Below are 18458 nucleotides of genomic sequence, written 5' to 3' on the forward strand. Positions count from 1 at the left end.
CATTTATTATTTATTCAAATTTCTTAAAAAATAATTGTAAGAGGTATTTAATGGATTCTAATAACAACCAACCCATAAATGAGAATCAAAACATAGAAAATAAAGAAGAGAATGATTTAAACCAAAATAATAATATTAATAACAGCAATAATCAAAATAGTAATAACAATAATAATCAAAATAGTAATAACAATAATAATCAAAATAGTGACAATAATAACGGCAATAATGAAATAATTGTTGATTCTGATTTAAACGATAATCAACCAATGTTAAACTATGGGAACTTAAAAGGCACCCAAGAAATTGAAGTTCCTAATTTACTTATTGATCAAGTTATTGGGCATGAAGAGTCAATAGAAACTATTAAAAAGGCAGCAAAACAAAGAAGAAATGTTTTACTCATTGGGGAGCCAGGTGTAGGTAAGTCCATGTTGGCTAAAGCAATGGCTGAGCTATTGCCTCCTGAAATTTTACAAGATATATTGGTTTATCCAAACCCTGATGATTCTAATAATCCGTTAATACGACCTGTTCCTGCAGGTGAGGGTAAAAAAGTAGTAATGCTAAATAAATCTTCTGAAAGAGGTTATGATGAGAAAAAGACATTAATTACTTTACTTGCAATGGTTGGTGTATTAGGTTTAGGATTTTACTATCAAAGTCAAGGGGGAATAATGTGGGCTATAATTGGTTGTATATTCATATTTTTCATCTCTATGCAAATAAAACACAAAAATGTTTCAAATGCTCCTAAATTATTAGTAAACAATCACGATAAAAGATTTGCCCCATTTATTAATGCTACTGGTGCCCATGCTGGTGCTTTACTTGGTGATGTTCGCCACGATCCATATCAATCTGGTGGTCTTGGAACTCCTGCTCATGAGCGTGTTGAGCCAGGTATGATTCATAAAGCCAACAAAGGAGTTTTATACATTGATGAAATTGGTACCATGAGTATGAAAACTCAACAGGAGCTATTATCTGCAATGCAAGATAAAAAATATTCTATTACTGGTCAAAGTGAAACTAGTAGTGGTGCAATGGTTGCTTCTCAACCAGTTCCATGTGACTTTGTACTTGTTGCTTCTGGTAATATTCAAATTTTAGAAGGCATGCATATTGCTATGCGTTCAAGAATCAGAGGATATGGATATGAAGTCTTTATGAAAGATTCAATGAAAGACACAGATGAGAATAGGGAAAAAATAATCCAATTTGTTGCTCAAGAGGTTAAAAATGATGGTAGAATTCCTCATTTTGCTCCAGATGCATTAGATGAAATTATACGTGAAGCTAAACGTAGATCTGGCCAAAAAGAATCTTTAACTTTGAAATTAAGAGACCTTGGTGGTCTTGTTAGGGCTGCTGGTGATGTTGCAACTGAGGAAGGAGCAAAAATTGTCACTTCAAAACATGTTACTGAAGCTAAAAGGTATTCAAGAACCTTAGAACAACAAATATCTGATAGATATATAATTCAACGTAAAGAATACAGTGTTTTCAATCCTGAAGGTGGAAAAATTGGAATAGTTAATGGCTTAGCTGTTATTGGTGATAGAAGTGGTTTAGTTTCTCCAATAGCTGCTGAAGCTGCACCTGCTCAAAGTAAACGCGAGGGTAAAATTATTGCAACAGGAAAGTTAGGTGAAATTGCCCGTGAATCAGTTCAAAATGTTTCTGCATTAATTAAAAAACACACAGGAACAGATATTTCTCAGTATGATATCCATGTTCAGTTTTTACAAACCTATGATGGTGTTGAAGGAGACAGTGCAAGTGTTTCAATAGCAGCTGCTGTTATTTCAGCTATTGAGGAAATCCCTGCTGATCAATCTGTTGCTTTAACTGGTTCTTTAAGTGTTAGGGGAGATGTATTGCCTATTGGTGGTGCAACAGCTAAAATTGAAGCGGCAGCTGATGCTGGAATGAAAAGAGTAATTATCCCACGTTCTAATTTAAAGGATGTTATGATTGAAAAGAGATATGAAGATTTAGTTGAAATAATTCCTGTTGACACCTTAAGTGATGTTTTAGAAAATATTTTAATTGAAGGTTCTAAGAAAAACAATTTAATTGAAAAAATGAAGAAAATAGGAACTAAAGTTGTTCAAAGTGTGCCTAAAAATCCTTTAAGTACAACTAATCATCCTAATTCTCATTAACTTTTATTTTTTTTCTATTTAAATTAGTTTCATGCTATTATTTTTTATATTTTCTTTTTTTGGTTTTATAACTTTTTTAATTTTATAATTTTATAGTTTTATAGTTTTATAATTTTTTATTTTTTGCTTTAATTTTTTATTTTTATTTTTTCTTTTTTTATTTTTACAATTTCTTTATATTTCCAATTTTTTAATTGCTTCAGGAGTTTTTAATTTTTAACTAGTATTTTATGCCATGTGATAATGACCTTTTTATTTTATCATGTTTTGTGATAGGGATATGTTAACAGCTATTTTAAAGACAATGTATGACCTGTTAATTCTATAAACATTATTGGAGTTATTTTGTCATGTTTTTTCCATACATTATTTCTTACTTTCTTTATATTCTCTTTTTTTGACTGAATGGTGTGTTTTTATGAAATTATATGTGGATTTATATGGATTTAAGGTTTTTTGAGCCATTCATCTTTTTTGGAGTAGGATCTTGTTTTTTGACTTAGTCTTTTTTTGTTTTAATTTATTGTGCATAATTTAATTCCTTAAAATGTTTTAAATTTGGCTTTTGAAGTTTTCCATTTTTTTATTATTGGGTGTGGTTGTATCGTTTCGATGTATTTATTTATTTATTTATTAATGTTTATAGATGATTTTTGCCTCATTCTCCTAGATGTGCTACTAAAATTATTTTGTGTTTGGGGTCAAAGCTTAATCAGACCCATCTTTCTTTTTCTTTTTTTCAGCCCATTCACGGAAACGGTTTTCTTTAACAAAAACCCATAATTCATCAAGTTCTGCTTTATCTACATTTAAATCTCTCATTAAGACTTTATTGACCTTTTCACTATGTTCTGCTGCAATTTTCAACCATCGACGAATAGTATCAAATTTAACTTCTAAAGATTCTGCAGTTCCTCTTAAACTCATTCCTTTAAGAATCATTTTTAAAGCTAAAAACACAATGTTCTCGTCGGTTCTTAAATCATATAAAATAGTATTAGAATTAGAAATAAAGCTTTTGTTGCAAGTTTTACACTTAAATTGTTGAACCTTACCATTTTTTGTCATATAAGTTCCATTTCCAACAATATTTTGATTATTTGCCTTACCATAATCATCACATTCTTCATTTGGACAAGAAATATCTGTAAATTTAGATTTAGGATCTCTTTTACCCATAAACAATCACCAAAAGCAAAACTAATTATATTGTTATTTTTATTATTTTTATTTTTATTTTTATTTTTATTATTATTATTATTATTATTATTATTATTATTATTATTATTATATGTACTCTTTAATATATAAATATATCATTAAATAAAAGGAACATTATCGCTATATGAAAGAATTATTTTCATAATTTTTATATAATATTATTAAGATAAATAAAAATGATTATTTAGAATATAAATAATTGGCATGATGATATTTTATCAAATCATTTTCAATAAAAAGGAATAATTTAAATGAATAACGAGAAGTTTATTAAAGAAACTATTAAAAATTTAAGGGAAGAAATTGGGAATGAAAAAGTTATAATTGCTCTTTCTGGTGGTGTTGATAGCTCTGTTTGTTCTGTCTTGGTTAAAGAAGCTATTGGCAATCAATTAACAGCTATTTTCGTTGATAATGGATTAATGAGAGAAGGTGAAGTCGAAGAGGTTTGTGAAACTTTTGAAAATAGATTAAAGTTTATTTCTGTTGATGGAAGTGATGAATTTTTATCTGCTCTTAAAGGAGTCAATGATGCAGAAGAGAAAAGAAAAATTATAGGTAAAGTTTTTATTGATGTATTCCAAAGAGAAGCTGAAAAAATCCAAGCTAAATATTTAGTTCAAGGAACAATTGCTCCAGATTGGATTGAAAGTGGTGGGGGTATTAAAACACACCATAATTTGGCTCTTCCAAATGGAATGGTTTTAGATGTTTTAGAACCAATTCGAGATCTTTACAAAGATGAAGTAAGGGAGTTAGGCTTGGAATTAGGTCTTCCTGAAAAGTTAATTCATCGTCAGCCTTTCCCTGGTCCAGGTTTAGCTGTTAGGGTCTTAGGTGAACTTACAAGAGAAAAAATAGCTATTTCAAAAATGGGGAATCATATAATATCTGAGGAAGTTGAAAAATCTGGGTTTAATAAAAACTTATGGCAGTATTTCGGTGTTTTAACTGATTCAAAGGTTACTGGTGTTAAAGGTGATCAAAGAGACTTTGGATATTTATTTGTTATTAGAATGGTATCCTCAATTGATGCAATGACTGCTATGGTTCCAGAATTACCATGGGATTTGATTAAAACTATTTCTAAAAGAATAACTTCTGAAGTTAAAGAAATTACTCATGTGACTTTGTCTGTTAGTGATAAACCTCCAAGTACAATTGAATTTGAATAAGCAATTTTTTTAAAATATTTCAATCTAAAAGTGCTTTTTGTTCAGACAATTCTTGTTTAATTATACTATCTCATAACCTTCAAATTTTTCATTAAAATAGCTTTCAATCTCTAAAACTGTTGTTTTAAATTTTATTTTCAAGAATATAAAAAATATCATCTTAAAAAGACATTTTATGATCGTGACTAAATTTATTTTTTACTAAATTAAAATTTTCCTATTTCTTTATTTATTAAACTTTTTAATCTCATTTAACATGATTTTATCAACTTTAAATCTCCTATATTCAAATAAATTTAGATAATTTTGGAAAAAAGAAAATAAAACTATTTAAAAAATATAAATACAAGTGAAAATAGATTAATATTATATTTAATAAATATGAGATTTATAATATTTAAATTTAATGTTAAAATATATTTAAATTAGTAACAAAAGATAATGCTCCAATAAAAACTAATATAAAAATATTTTAATTCAAAAATGAATTAAAAAAGAATATTTAGCAAAAATAGAAAAATAAAGGAAAAATAGAAAACATTTCTTAACTTGACAGAAATGGATATTTTTAGAAAATTTTATAAATATAAACTTATATATTATTAATATATTAATCTGTAATCAATATAATTATAACTCAATACAATTATAAATCAATACAATTATAATTATTATTTTTTATATTTATTTTCATTTTTAATCTTTTTATAGGAAGAAGAACTATGGGTTCAGATGACAACTTTGATAATGAAACTACCAATGAATTAAATAGTCAAGACAATTTAAATAATTCTTCACAGTCCCATGATAATGATGTGGACAAAAATAATATTAATCTGTCACAAATTGAGAAGTATGACTCTAATGTAGGTCGTAAATTAATAATAAAATCTAATAGATCATCGATTATAGTAATAGCTAAAAGTGGAAAAAGATTTTCTGAACATGACATTCAGGTTAAATTTCTTTTAGGATACTATTGGAGAGAACATCTTCCTGTTGTTGAAAACTTTTTAGATTTATTAGGTCAAACAATAAAAAGATCAATAATGAATGTTTTTCCACACAATAAATTGTTTTTAGAGTATAAATTATCTACAAATGATGAGTTAGAAGAATCTTCTTCTATTAGAATTAATATTCATAAAGTTCAAGCAGATGATGCTGAATTTGAAATAATTGGGAACTTAATATCTCTTGAAGGAATAGATTTAAGAGACAATATTTCTAAAATCACCAGTTTTAGAAGAAGAATTGATACTGTTGTTCAAAAAGAGATTTAAGTTATTTTCTTTTTTTCTTTTCTTTTTTTTTATTTTTTTTGATTTAGTGCCACATGTTTTAAAAAATAGAGTTATAATTTTCTCCTAATTAATGGTAAAACTTTAATAAGTAAATTTTTGGCATTTTCTTTGTTTTCAACCTTTCTTGCTACTATTTTTCCTTTTTCAAAAAAAGTAATATTTTTTCCATCAATTTCAAGCATCCCAACCCCCATTTTTGATGAACATTTAACCTCTCCAATTGCTTTTAAATTTTCACATGTTTCTTCAATGTTTATGTTATAAGGAAGCTCATTTTCAAACATGATTTTATTTGCCTCGTCTTTACATGGCTTATATATTACCAATTCATTTTTATTCTCTTTTTGGAATTCAATATTTAAAGCTATTTTTTTAAAGTTAACACCTTTTAATTCATTTTCAACTAGTTTTAGAGTATCTTTGCTCAATAATGGCTCAATATTATCTAACTCAATTATTCCTGTTTCATTAATTGTTCTAACTCGCACATAGTCTGATTTTGTTAGGTGTTTAATAAAATTTTCACTATATTTTATCATGTTTATTTTTTTCATGTTTATTTTTTCACCTTTAGCTATTCTAGTCCCTAAACAGCTTGTTGATTTGGAAAAGGGGATATTATTTTCCATTAAAAAGTTTAAAATTTCTTCTTTTTCTAGACCTGCTATTACAAATGGACTTATAATTCCTTTTTCGTAGTTCACCATTAGTCCTGGTCTATCTTCTAAAAGATCAGTAATATTTGTTCCATCAATGAGAATATCATATTCTTCATCTTTAATATATTCAAATATCATAGAATACATTTTATTTCTACAAATAAAACATCTATCCTCCTTATTTTCAATAAATTTTTTGTTTTTTAATAAATTTTCTTTGATTATTGTGTTATCGATATTCAAATAGCTTATTACTTTATTTAAACTTTCTAAAAAGTCATCTCCCATTATTCCATTGTCAAAAGTGATTGTTTTTACATTTGATGAATATTTTTTAGCAAAATAACTTATTAAAGTGCTATCAGCACCTCCTGAAAAAGATATTATGACTTTTTTATTCTTTATTATTTCTTCTATTTTTTCAATTTTTTTATTAAAATCCATATTTTCACTAACAATCAATTAATCATTTTAATATATTTAAGTTTAATATGTTTAAGTTTAATATTCACTATTTTATATTATAAATTAATATTTTTAATGTATTCTAAAAGTTTTATTGCATCCTGTTTTTTTATATCCACAGTTTGGTCAATGAATTTTTCTAAATTTATTTTTGTTTTTTCATTTAATTTGGCTTTATGTAAAATTAGAGGATAATTTCTTTTAGGATAAAATAGTGATTTTGCAGTAGAATAAAGAGTATTGTACTCCTTTTCATTAATTATGCCATTTTCTTTTGCTTCTTTAAATGAATATTCTATAGTTATTAAAGCTTCTGAACAATGGATGTAGTCATCTTCTGTAAATGTTAAAACAACATCATCATCAGACTCTATTTCTCCATCTCTATATTTTTCATAAACATATCCTATTCCGATCATTCCAAATGAATCTAATTCTGCTGCACGTAGTGCTCCCATACTACTTGATCCTACAACCATAATTCCTTTATTTAAAGCAGCCATTATTTCTTTATGTCCAACAGCTGGATTTTGATGAAAAACACCATCAATAATTCCTATAATGTCTGGGTTTTCACTATTGACTTGTTTAATATCGTTTCTTTTCACTGGTCCTCTGTAATCAGCATCTAATATTTTTGATGCTTCATTTTTAGTAATTGATGGTCCTGTAAATATTATAATCTTTTTATTTTTCATTTTAATCCTTTTTTATCTAGCTAATTTATTAATTTATTTTTATTAATTTATTTTTATTAATTTGATTTTACTAATTATTAGATTTGTTAACTATGGTTTATTAAGTGTTAATTATCATTTAAGTTTTTCATTCTAATTAATGGCTTTGCTAAATGTCGTCTTGCCATTACTGGAGTTTCGTAAAATTTTTCCTCTAAATCTCTTTCTTCTTCAATAGCTATTTTTTTACCGTTTGGGTCTTTAAATCCACATTTTTTACATTTAAATCCTTTATTTAAACCTGCTGAGGTCATTTTTTTACCGCAATGACATTTTGGATTTTCATATTTAATTTTTTTATTCAAGTCCAATATTTTGATTTTCTCTATGTTAAATGTTCCACCACAACCAATCCCACCAAAAAGTTTTATTTGGTCTCCTTTTATCAATTTTTTTATAATTTTTCTAAAATTCTTTGTTGGCTCATATGCTGCAGCTTCAATTTCTCCACTTTCATCTTTTAATGTGAAAAAAACATGTCCACCTTCTATTATATGAGGGTCGTTTTTTAAATATCCACTAACACTGTAACAAGAATATTTTTCCATATTAGAAATTTTGTCTGCTTTTTGAATATGAATATCTGTGTGTTGATTTGTTTTATAAATTATACTTCCTTTAATTTCTTCTTCAACTTCAACAATATCTTTAGCTATTTTTAAAATATCCATATTTTCTCCTCTTATTCCATAAAGAATAGGGCAAGAGGTATGTGGTTCAATAGCTATATATTTACCATCTATATTTTCAAATGTTAAAGGATAAGTTTTTTCATCCATTTTATAAATCGATTTTTTATTTATTTTTCTTTTTTTTCCATAGTTCTTTGATGATCTATAAGTTAAAATTTCGTAAGTAAAGTCATTTAAATGGCAAGATATTGCAGCAAGTGAACCTATAATCCCTCTTCCTTTTTTTATCTTGTAAATTTCAGCATTTATTTTGTTTGAGAGTTTTTCAGCATCTTCTATTGTTAGTATGCTGTGAATTGCTTTCATTGAGTAGTTTATCATTTCTTCAGTAATATCACCAATATAAAAAACCACTCCAGGGTTTGTGTTTTCACAATCAAGTTCTGATAGTTCCTTTATGTTTTTTAAAACGATTTTTTTTACTAAATCAATTTTTTCAGTGTCTTTTTCATCAATAGCTATTCTAAATGATACTGCCCCATTTCCCCTTGTTTTAAATCTTACAAATGGATTTAATCTTATTAATCTTGGAAAACCATCTATTTCAATCTTATTCTCCTTTAATTCTTCAATTATTTTCCATCCAAGGTATGTTGTACACATTCCATCTGGAGAATCAGTATCATCAATTCCTACATAAAGATATTTTATTTAAACCACCTGATAAAGAAATTAAGGTATTAATGGTTATTTTTAAATCTATATTTCACTTTGTTTTTAAAAAATCTAATTTTAAATATTTATTTTAAATACTTACTTTAAAGAAAAGTTTATTCAAAAAATTTATATTTTAATAAATATATATTAAATATTATTTTATTATATTTTAATTAATATATATCTAATTTATTTTAGTAATATTTTAATAATATTTTAATAATATTTTAATTTTATTAAATTTTTCAACATATAATGTTTATATTTTTTGTTTTTTTTATTAAATGTTTATGTTTTATATTTTTTATAATTCATATTTTTATTATTTCATATTATTTTTATAATTCATATTTTTTTTATTTCATATTATTTTTATAATTCATTTTTTTACACTCAATAGCTTAATTTTTTCTAAATGAAGGTATTTTATGGTTTTAAATGATAAAAACAAGATTATTTCTGAAATTAATAATTTATTAGATGAAGAAGGATTTAAAACATCAAATGTCTATGGAAAAAGTTGCTTTGACATGTTTGCAAGGAAAAATTTCCTTTTGCTTTTGTTAAAAGTGTTGGTCAACATAGACTCGGTTAATGGGTCTCATGTTCATGAAATAAAGAAAATATCTAATACTTTTTTTGCATCACCACTTCTTGTAGGTTTAAAATCTAAAAATTCACTTTTAGAAGATGGAGTAGTTTACGAAAGACATGGAGTATCAGCTATTGGACTTGAAACATTAAAAAATATTATTGTCCATGGAGAATATCCTGAAGTCCTCTCTGATAGAGGTGGATACTATGTACAAATTGATGGAAATATTTTAAAAGAATTTAGAAATGATTATTCCTTTTCTCTTAAGGAGTTAGCTGACTTAGTTAAAGTTTCAAGAGAAACAATATATAACTATGAAAACAACTTATCTCGTGCCAACACTGAAACAACAATGCTTTTAGAGGAGCTATTAAACATGAAGATTACTTTAGACATTGATGTTTTTAAGCCAAAACAATTTGAAATAAAGGAAGAAAATTTTGAATCTAATTTTAATTCTTCTATTAATTCCGATGTTAATTCTTCTATTAATCCCCAAAAAAATTTAAAAAATGATTTTTCTAAAGATTTATTTCATGATAAAACAAAAAATTTAGAGGATTTAGGTTTAGGTGTTATATCCACTAAAAAAACACCTTTTGATGCATTGGCTAAAATCGAAGGTAAAAAGTTAAATAGTTCATTTATAACTAGTTTAGAAGAAAACATGTCTGAAAGAACTATGCAAAAAGTAGCTATTAGTTTAAAAGATTTGTCTTTAGTCACTGGTTCTCAATCATTTTTTATAATAAATGATGAGAAATTTAAGGTGTCTTTTGATGGTATTCCTGTGATTAGTTCATGGGAAATCAAAGAACTTGAAAATACCAATGAATTTTTGAAAATAGTTAAAGAACGTGAGGATTCATAATATTTATTCTATTTTCTACTATTTCACCCTTTATTTTATTTTTTTATTTTTTTTAAATTCTTGTTTTCTATTTTTTGGAATTAAAGATTTTTTAATAAATTAAAATTATAAATAGCTTCTTTTTCTGATGATATTCCTATACAAATCATATTTGCATAATCTAAGGTTTTTAGAAATTCAAATCCTTCTTCTGGGCTTTGAACCCCTGCAGCTAATATCTTATTAATTATTATGGTTTTATTTAATTTACTTACTAAATCTTTTAATTCCTTTCTCTCTTTTTCTAAAAATGTATCTGTATCTAACATGTATCCAAGTTTATTAACAGGTATCATATATATTTGGAATAAATCTAAAATTGGAGAATTTAACAGTTTTTTTGTTGTTTTAAATGGAAATGAGCTTATTAATCCAGCTATTGCTCCTTTTTCATTAATTTTTCCTAAAATTTCACTTAATAACTCCCAATCATAGCTATCTACAATAAATTCATCTATTAATATTATTGAAGGTTTATATCTGAGTAATTTTTCTAAATCATCACTCCAATTTGCCTTTTTAGCCTTTTCAAAATCTGGAAACATGTAGTTGACATCACTTTTTCCTATAATTCCAACAACATCCATTTTAACACCATTTTCAATGGCTATGTCGTACGCTTTAAGTAAAATAGGATCAGTATTAAGATTTATTCCTCTAATTCCTAATTCATATGATTTTATGATTATTTTAGCTATATTTTCTGGATTATCATATAAATCCAATTGATAAAGCCGTGATCGATGTCCAAAATATCCTTCTGCAGTAAATGGAGCAGTTCCTAATAATATTTTTGAAATTTCTTTGTCTTTAATTTTTAATTTACCTTCTAAAATAAGATTCACCTTTTTTTTTAGTTTTTTTTTTAAATTAAATTTTTTTAATTAAGTTTTTTTAGTTTTTTTTTATATATTTAATCTACTTATTTTTTCTAAATAATTATATAATAGTAATTATATATTATTAATATATAAATTTTAAATTAATATTGTCATTATGACAAGTTATTAAATAATAATTGCAATTTAGTTAATATTTAAATTTTGTTTAGTTAAGTTATTATATTAATTTTATTAAATTAATCATATTTAATTCATTTTATTTAATTTAACTTAAATCATTTTATTTAATTTAACTTAAATCATTCTATTTAATTTATTTTAATAACAGTTTATAAAATATAATATTTAATGGTGAGATTATGAAAGTTCTTATTGCAGATTCCATAGATGAAAAAGGTGTAGAAAATTTAAAAGAAGTTGCTGATGTAATTGTTGACACAAAAATCACTCCAGAGGAGTTAATTAAAACAATTGATCAATATGATGCAATAGTAGTTAGAAGTAGAACAAAACTTACCAAAGAGATAATTGAAAAAGCTGACAACCTTAAAATCATTGCTAGAGCAGGTGTAGGAGTAGATAATGTAGATGTTGATGCTGCTACAAAAAAGGGGATAATGGTTGTAAATACGGCAGAATCTACTACTGTTACAGTAGCAGAACACACAATGGGACTTATATTGACTTCTGCTCGTAAAATAGCCATTGCAGATAAATCTGTAAAATCCAACAAATGGGAAAAAGCTAAATTTATGGGAACTGAACTTAAAAACAAAACTCTTGGGGTTTTAGGTATGGGAAGAATTGGTTCTCAAGTTGTTAGTCGTTGCAAAGCATTTGAAATGGATGCAATTGTTTATGATCCATATTTACCTCCAGAAGTTGCAAAAAATATGGGGGTTGAACTTGTTAATGAAGTCCATGACTTATTAAAAGAAGCTGATTTTATTACTATCCATGTTCCTTTAACTCCTGAAACTAAAGACTTAATTGATGAAGAAGAGTTTGAAATAATGAAAGATAATGCTTTCATTGTTAATTGTGCACGTGGAGGGATAATAAATGAAGATGCCCTTTATAATGCATTAAAAGAAAATAAAATAGGCGGAGCTGCTTTAGATGTCTATGAAAATGAGCCACCTAAAGATAGTAAACTATTTGAATTGGATAATATTGTTTTAACTCCACATATTGCTGCTTCTACTAATGAAGCTCAAAGAGATGCTGCTATTATTGCTGCCGATGAGATTGTGGAAGTTTTTAAAGGCAAAACCCCTAAAAATGTTTTAAATTTACCTGCTGTTGATGCAGCTACATTTCAAATTGTTAAACCTTACTTAAATATTTGTGAAAAGGTGGGTAAGTTTATTTCTCAATCTATAACTGGAAAAATCAAAGAATTAGAGATTATTTACTGCGGAGAATTAGCTGAAATTGACAATCAAGAAATTCTTACAAGGTCAATTTTACAAGGAATTTTGGCTCCAGTTTTGAATCGTGCAGTTAATACAATTAATGCTCCTACAATAGCTAAATCAAGAGGAATAGCTGTTATTGAAGGTAAGCAATGTGATGTTACTACTTATGATTCCGTTATTAAAGTTAAAGCAACAACAGATGAAGATTCTCTATATGTTGAAGGAACAGAAATTCTTGAGCCAAAAATAATTAAAATTAATGACTACAATGTTGATGTTAAACCTGATGGAAATATGTTTATAGCAAAATATAGGGATATTCCAGGTACAATAGGGGCTATTGGTACTCAATTAGGAAAATATGAAATTAATATTGGTACAATGCAAGTAGGAAGAGATAAAATTGGTGGAGAAGCTATCATGGTCTTAACTATTGATCATGAAATCCCTGAAAAAATTACTGAAGCCATTAAAACATTAGATAATGTTCATGAAGCATTTGCTTTAAAACTTTAGTTAGTGTTTTTATATTTTTCTTATATTTTCTTATATTTTCTTAATTTTTTTTATTTTTTATACTTTGTAATATTTTATTTTTTAATTTGGAGGGTTTTTTATAGTAAAAAAATTTCTTTTCTTTTTAGTTTTATTTTTCACTTTCACTTTGATTTTTACTGGAAGTGTTTTTGCTAACGATAATTTGAATTCTGATAATAGTACTAAATTAGATGTTACTAAAACCAATACAAGTCCTGCTTTAAATTCTTCTAATGTTTCTAAAAGTAGTCACAATCTTGCAGCTGGAGAGAAAAATGTTAAAGTTTCTTTTAAATTGATTTATTCTGCTTCAGTTAGCATAAAAAAATATGTAAGTAAAAATGGACGCCTGCCTAATTATGTTTCCATAAATGGAAATAAAGTTGCTATGTCGGATGTTTTGTATTTACAGTCTAAAGCTATTTTAAATTATAAAAATGGAAAAACTGGTTCAATTAATATTGAATACATAAATAATCCAAAATCTCCTTCTTCAAGTAAACTTATTAAAGGAAGTTTAACAAAAAATGATTACATTAAAGTTGCAAATGCAGTTATAAATAATATAAATAAAAATGGAGCTGCTCCAAATTATGTTACTACAAAATTAGGCAAAATTCAATTTCAAACTATTGTTTATGGGTTTTCTAAGGTGGTTGCTGCTATAACTCATCGATTGCCTAATTATCTAACTTTAAACATCAAATCATCAAGTAATATAAATAAAAAACTTCCAGTATATAACAGAATTTCATCAACTCCTTCAATTCCATCAAATCCACCAAATATATCAACTCCTTCAATTCCATCAACACCTTCAACTCCATCACTTCCTTCAGCTCCGTCAACTCCATCAAAACCTATTAGTTTAAGTATTGACGAGATTAAATTAGTAGCTATTAATCTTAAAGATTATATGGATAAGCACAATTTTAAACTTCCAAATTCAATAACTATTGGTTCTAAAGAATATAATTCTGCTCAGTATTTATATTTGCTTTCAACAGCTATTAATAACATTAATAATAAAGATATTTCTAATATTACAGTTATAACTGTTAAACAACCTTCTTCACCATTGGCTACAAATATTAAAAAAGATTTATCTAAGACTAACTATTTGGACTTGAGTTTAAGAGTTTCTAATTTCATTAAATCCAATGGAGTTGCACCAAATTATGCATCCTCGGATTTAGGTAGAATTGGATTTTTACAATTGATTGATGGTTTTTCTAATGTTTTACTTTTAGAATCTAATGGTTCTCTTCCAACATACATGTCTTTTGTTCCTATGACTGTTTACAATGTATTTAACCTTGATAAAAATAAAGTTGGGGTTGAGCCATTGATTGAACAAGTTAAAGAACTTACCATTTATTCTCCATTTAGTGTTATGATGAACAGTACAGATATTTATGTTGTAGGTGCTTACCCAACAGGTTCTGGTTTTAAATATCAAAGATACAATGTCCATATACAGAATTTTTTCAATGGTAAATGGAATGTTTTAAAATATGAACAGGCGGCAATTGCAAATATTATTAATTATTTCTCTTCAGTTGAGGGAATGCTTGTTTACTATGATCCAACAAGTATTTACCATGATATGGATTTTGATATTGTTGGTTCTTATGAACATAGAAATAGTTCTAACTTCCATTTAAATGTTGTTTATAGAGAAATTTCTTAACTCATTTTTTTTTTTTTTTTAATAATTCGAGAGTGTATCATAATTAATATTTTTAAAAAATTTAATAAAAATATTTAGTATTTAAAATCTTTAAATTTTATATAAATATATAAATTTTATTCTTTTTAAAAATAATATTTATAAATAAATATAATTTAAACTTAAATAATATATTTAAATAATATAAATCCTTTAAAATCGAATTATAAATAATATAATTATTTTATCCTGCTTATTAATACATATTTTATATATTATTTTATATTTAAAAGATTCATATGAAAACTTAAGTTCATAAAAATTTCTAAAAAGCGATTTATGGGACACTCCCATTTTTTTTATTTTAATTAAAATTCCTTTTTTTTATCTTAATGTGCCATACCAGCAATTTTTTATCTGTTTGTAAATATATTTGTTAGCCAGTTTAATAGAAGTTTTTAAATCATTGCCTTTTATTAAATATCCTGTAATAGCTGCTGATAATCCACATCCACTTCCATGAGTGCTATTTGTTTTTAATATTTCGGTTTTAAAGGTTTCAATTTTTCCATCAATGTTTAAAACATTCATTCCATTTAAATGACCTCCAGTAATTAAGACATTAGTGTGTTTAGATATTATTCTACTGGCTTCAATGGCTTCATCTGCAGAATTTATTTTAATATTGCTCAAATCCTCTGCTTCTTTAATATTTGGAGTGGTAAGTATTGAGTCATTTAAAATTTTTTTTTTCAATGATTTAATAAATGTTTTATCTGAAAGAGCTCCTCCTGAACTTGAAACAATAACAGGATCAACCACATATTTAACATCATACTCTTTTAACTTTTTATGGGCTTTTTTCACAATTTTTTCATTGTACAACATGCCTGTTTTTCCATATTCAATTGAATATTCATCAAAAATAGAATCAATTTGTTCTTCTATATATTTTTCACCAATGGGATAAGTTGAAAAAAATTTATTGGGATTTTGAGCAGTTAATGAAGTTACAACAGCTGTTGGATGGATATTTAAATCTCTAAATGTATGTATGTCTCTTAAAACTCCTGCACCACCCGATGGGTCAAATCCAGCAATTGTTAATCCTATCATTTAATTTCCTTACTATTAAATTATACAAGCTTTATTTATACAAGTTTTACTTATGCAAGCTTTATTTATACCAGTTTTATTTTCGTAATAATTTATTTTTATACTAATTTTAGAGTTATAATAAAATTTATCTAAATACTTTTAGCCTTTCTGCGCCATGAATAGAATCAACTTTTATATCCAAGCTTTTTAAGTACTTTTCTGTATTTGTTCCTTTCCCATGAAGTAGTATTTCCCCTAAATCTTCAATTGTATTAACATCTAATGATAAAAAGAAAGAATCATAAATAATAGGATTTAAATCATTTTTAACTGCATTTTTATAATGTTTAAAAAAACTATAATCTCCAAAAACCATTTCAATAGCTAATGGTTTTATTATTAAGCTATTGGTTCCTCCACCTCTTGATGGAGAGATAATAAAATCATGGCTTTTGCTTGAATCTATAATATTTTTTATATTTGAATGGCTTATCAATGGAATATCAGAGGGAATAATTAGGACTTTTTTGCACTTATCCATTAAAAATTCCATGGATTGTTTTAATCCAAGATTTAAATCTGAATTTTCATTTTCTTTTAGAGGGACAGCTCCTAATTCTTTAGCATAGATTAAAACATCTTCATCATTACTAACTATAAGAATATTTTCAATAAAATTTTTTAAATAACCAACTACATCTTTTAACATGGATTTTAAAAGATTTTCTCTTTCATTTTGTGATAAAAAAGGAGATAATCGGGTTTTAGCATCTTTAAATTTTGAAACAGGTATTATTACATAAAGTTCTTCCATATTTTTACCTATTTTTCCTATTTTCTAATTTATTAATATGTTTTAGAAATTAAAGCAGTATATTTTGCTGGTTTTTTGCAGTGTATACAGTCACCAGAATATTTGCCATATTCACCAAGTATATCAAGGTTTGTTTCTTCTTCAATGGCTTTTCCACAACTTTCTTCTCCACACCAGTTTATTTGAGCAATATTTCCATCTAAAACAGTTTTTTCAATTATGTCCATGGATTTCACCCCAACAATGCGTTTTTTAAGATTTTCTTCCCCTTTTTCTTTTAAAGAAGTGGTTATATCATTTAATAATCTTTCTACAATACTGCTTATATTTTCATCTAATGAAAAGCTTGATTTTTCAGAGTTGTCTCTTCTTGTAATGATAAATTGATTGTTTTCTAAGTCTCTTGGACCTATTTCAATTCTTAGTGGAGTTCCATTTAACTCACTTTCATAGAATTTCTTTCCAGGTCTTAAATCTCTATCATCTATGTTTACTCTAAAGCCATTATTTTTTAAATTTTTTTCTATTTCTTTTGCTTTAGAGATTACTTCTTCTGACCCTTTTTTAAAAATTATTGGGATAATTGTCACCTGTTTAGGTGCAACAATTGGAGGAAGAACTAAACCTTTTTCATCTCCGTGTATTGCTATAATAGCCGCTATTACTCTATCAGAAAGACCATAACATGTTTGATAAGGATATTCATGTTCTCCATTTTCATTTTCAAATTTAATTTCAAATGTTTTAGCAAAAGTGCTTCCTAAATTATGGGCAGTTCCTATTTGTAATGTTTTTCCATCTGGAAACAAGGTATCAAATGCCATTGTGTAATTAGCACCAGGAAATTTGTCCCAAACAGGTCTTTTTAAGATTAAAAATGGAATAGAAAGTTTATTAAAAATTGTTTTATATATATCAATTCCATCTTCAACTTGTTTTGCTGCTTCTTCTTTGGTAGCATGGATTGTATGAGCTTCTTTAAATGTGGTGATTTCTCTTACTCTAATTAATGGTCTTGTATGTTTAGTTTCATATCTAAATGTGTTTACAACTTGATAAAGTTTAATAGGTAAATCAATATGTGATCTAACCCAAAGGGAAAACATAGGGTAAATTGCAGTTTCACTTGTTGGCCTTATGGCTAATTTTTCATTTAGCTTTTTTTTTCCACCATGTGTTACCCAATACACTTCTTCTTCAAATCCTTTTACATGAATTCCTTCTTTAGCTAATTCTTCTTCTGGAACAAGCAGTGGAAATAGTGTTTCATCATGGTCTTTGTCTAACAGTTCTCTTAAAGCTTCAAGCATGTATTTTCTTATTTTAAATCCATTAGCTAACCAGACATTCATTCCTTTAATAGGATATCTTGAGTCTATAATCTTTGCTTCGTCTAATATATTATGGAACCACTTACTAAAATCTTCCATTTTATCACTTTTATTTAGAAAATATAATTTGCTTAATTTATTTAATAAAAATAAAATATCAATTAAT

Annotated in this window: 14 protein-coding genes; 6 read left to right on the forward strand and 8 right to left on the reverse strand. The window is 26.1% G+C overall.

Annotated features, from left to right (window positions below):
• Positions 1-269: 269 nt before the first annotated feature.
• Positions 270-2168, forward strand: coding sequence for an ATP-dependent protease LonB (gene lonB / locus MBCUR_RS03160; RefSeq protein WP_245637278.1), 1899 nt, complete (start codon positions 270-272; stop codon positions 2166-2168).
• 708 nt (positions 2169-2876) lie between these two features.
• Here lonB and MBCUR_RS03165 read toward each other — a convergent pair.
• On the reverse strand, positions 2877-3347 hold the full coding sequence (locus tag MBCUR_RS03165) for a helix-turn-helix domain-containing protein (protein WP_067090104.1): 471 nt from the start codon (positions 3345-3347) through the stop codon (positions 2877-2879).
• Positions 3348-3640: 293 nt separating this feature from the next.
• Between MBCUR_RS03165 and guaA the strand changes: the two genes are divergently transcribed.
• Together guaA and MBCUR_RS03175 are read left to right on the forward strand one after the other, a co-directional pair.
• Positions 3641-4564: a glutamine-hydrolyzing GMP synthase gene (gene guaA, locus MBCUR_RS03170; protein WP_067090106.1), complete on the forward strand. Its 924-nt coding sequence runs from the start codon at positions 3641-3643 to the stop codon at positions 4562-4564.
• Positions 4565-5286: 722 nt separating this feature from the next.
• On the forward strand, positions 5287-5847 hold the full coding sequence (locus tag MBCUR_RS03175) for a hypothetical protein (protein ID WP_084269448.1): 561 nt from the start codon (positions 5287-5289) through the stop codon (positions 5845-5847).
• A 71-nt stretch (positions 5848-5918) separates the two neighbouring features.
• Here MBCUR_RS03175 and MBCUR_RS03180 read toward each other — a convergent pair whose 3' ends face one another.
• The 3 genes from MBCUR_RS03180 to MBCUR_RS03190 all read right to left on the reverse strand — a co-directional run bounded on the left by MBCUR_RS03180 (position 5919) and on the right by MBCUR_RS03190 (position 9072).
• Positions 5919-6971, reverse strand: coding sequence for a 7-cyano-7-deazaguanine synthase (locus MBCUR_RS03180; RefSeq protein ID WP_067090109.1), 1053 nt, complete (start codon positions 6969-6971; stop codon positions 5919-5921).
• 77 nt (positions 6972-7048) lie between these two features.
• Entirely contained in the window at positions 7049-7690 is a 642-nt protein-coding gene (locus MBCUR_RS03185; protein WP_067090112.1) for a TfuA-related McrA-glycine thioamidation protein, read from the reverse strand.
• A 107-nt stretch (positions 7691-7797) separates the two neighbouring features.
• Positions 7798-9072: a TiaS agmantine-binding domain-containing protein gene (locus MBCUR_RS03190; protein ID WP_394329075.1), complete on the reverse strand. Its 1275-nt coding sequence runs from the start codon at positions 9070-9072 to the stop codon at positions 7798-7800.
• A gap of 434 nt (positions 9073-9506) precedes the next feature.
• On the opposite strand from MBCUR_RS03190, the gene MBCUR_RS03195 reads away from it, so the two are divergent.
• Positions 9507-10544 (forward strand): transcriptional regulator, encoded by a 1038-nt coding sequence (locus MBCUR_RS03195; RefSeq protein WP_067090118.1) that lies wholly within the window; start codon positions 9507-9509, stop codon positions 10542-10544.
• A gap of 80 nt (positions 10545-10624) precedes the next feature.
• On the opposite strand, the gene MBCUR_RS03200 is transcribed toward MBCUR_RS03195, so the two are convergent.
• Positions 10625-11428 carry a hypothetical protein gene (locus tag MBCUR_RS03200; RefSeq protein ID WP_245637277.1) on the reverse strand — a complete coding sequence of 268 codons (804 nt, stop codon included), beginning with the start codon at positions 11426-11428 and terminating at the stop codon, positions 10625-10627.
• A gap of 356 nt (positions 11429-11784) precedes the next feature.
• Here MBCUR_RS03200 and serA point away from each other — a divergent pair, with 356 nt between their 5' ends.
• Together serA and MBCUR_RS03210 are read left to right on the forward strand one after the other, a co-directional pair.
• Positions 11785-13359, forward strand: a complete 1575-nt coding sequence (gene serA / locus MBCUR_RS03205; RefSeq protein WP_067090120.1) for a phosphoglycerate dehydrogenase — start codon at positions 11785-11787, stop codon at positions 13357-13359.
• A gap of 148 nt (positions 13360-13507) precedes the next feature.
• Positions 13508-15070 (forward strand): pseudomurein-binding repeat-containing protein, encoded by a 1563-nt coding sequence (locus tag MBCUR_RS03210; protein WP_067090123.1) that lies wholly within the window; start codon positions 13508-13510, stop codon positions 15068-15070.
• A 363-nt stretch (positions 15071-15433) separates the two neighbouring features.
• On the opposite strand, the gene thiD is transcribed toward MBCUR_RS03210, so the two are convergent.
• From thiD to proS, 3 genes are all read right to left on the reverse strand, one after another.
• Positions 15434-16165: a bifunctional hydroxymethylpyrimidine kinase/phosphomethylpyrimidine kinase gene (gene thiD, locus MBCUR_RS03215; RefSeq protein WP_067090126.1), complete on the reverse strand. Its 732-nt coding sequence runs from the start codon at positions 16163-16165 to the stop codon at positions 15434-15436.
• A gap of 127 nt (positions 16166-16292) precedes the next feature.
• Positions 16293-16961 carry a 2-phospho-L-lactate guanylyltransferase gene (gene cofC, locus MBCUR_RS03220; RefSeq protein ID WP_067090130.1) on the reverse strand — a complete coding sequence of 223 codons (669 nt, stop codon included), beginning with the start codon at positions 16959-16961 and terminating at the stop codon, positions 16293-16295.
• A 32-nt stretch (positions 16962-16993) separates the two neighbouring features.
• The gene (gene proS, locus MBCUR_RS03225) at positions 16994-18391 is read right to left on the reverse strand and encodes a proline--tRNA ligase (protein ID WP_067090132.1); all 1398 of its coding nucleotides are present in this window, start codon (positions 18389-18391) and stop codon (positions 16994-16996) included.
• Positions 18392-18458: the final 67 nt, after the last annotated feature.

The sequence above is a fragment of the Methanobrevibacter curvatus genome (assembly GCF_001639295.1).
Classification (GTDB): Archaea; Methanobacteriota; Methanobacteria; order Methanobacteriales; family Methanobacteriaceae; genus Methanoflexus; species Methanoflexus curvatus.

Bases quoted from the DNA above. Each gene is read 5' to 3' on its own strand.
- lonB (WP_245637278.1), top strand. From the start codon at position 270: ATGTTAAACTATGGGAACTTAAAAGGCACCCAAGAAATTGAAGTTCCT.
- MBCUR_RS03165 (WP_067090104.1), bottom strand. From the start codon at position 3,347: ATGGGTAAAAGAGATCCTAAATCTAAATTTACAGATATTTCTTGTCCA.
- guaA (WP_067090106.1), top strand. From the start codon at position 3,641: ATGAATAACGAGAAGTTTATTAAAGAAACTATTAAAAATTTAAGGGAA.
- MBCUR_RS03175 (WP_084269448.1), top strand. From the start codon at position 5,287: ATGGGTTCAGATGACAACTTTGATAATGAAACTACCAATGAATTAAAT.
- MBCUR_RS03180 (WP_067090109.1), bottom strand. From the start codon at position 6,971: ATGGATTTTAATAAAAAAATTGAAAAAATAGAAGAAATAATAAAGAAT.
- MBCUR_RS03185 (WP_067090112.1), bottom strand. From the start codon at position 7,690: ATGAAAAATAAAAAGATTATAATATTTACAGGACCATCAATTACTAAA.
- MBCUR_RS03195 (WP_067090118.1), top strand. From the start codon at position 9,507: ATGGTTTTAAATGATAAAAACAAGATTATTTCTGAAATTAATAATTTA.
- serA (WP_067090120.1), top strand. From the start codon at position 11,785: ATGAAAGTTCTTATTGCAGATTCCATAGATGAAAAAGGTGTAGAAAAT.
- thiD (WP_067090126.1), bottom strand. From the start codon at position 16,165: ATGATAGGATTAACAATTGCTGGATTTGACCCATCGGGTGGTGCAGGA.
- cofC (WP_067090130.1), bottom strand. From the start codon at position 16,961: ATGGAAGAACTTTATGTAATAATACCTGTTTCAAAATTTAAAGATGCT.
- proS (WP_067090132.1), bottom strand. From the start codon at position 18,391: ATGGAAGATTTTAGTAAGTGGTTCCATAATATATTAGACGAAGCAAAG.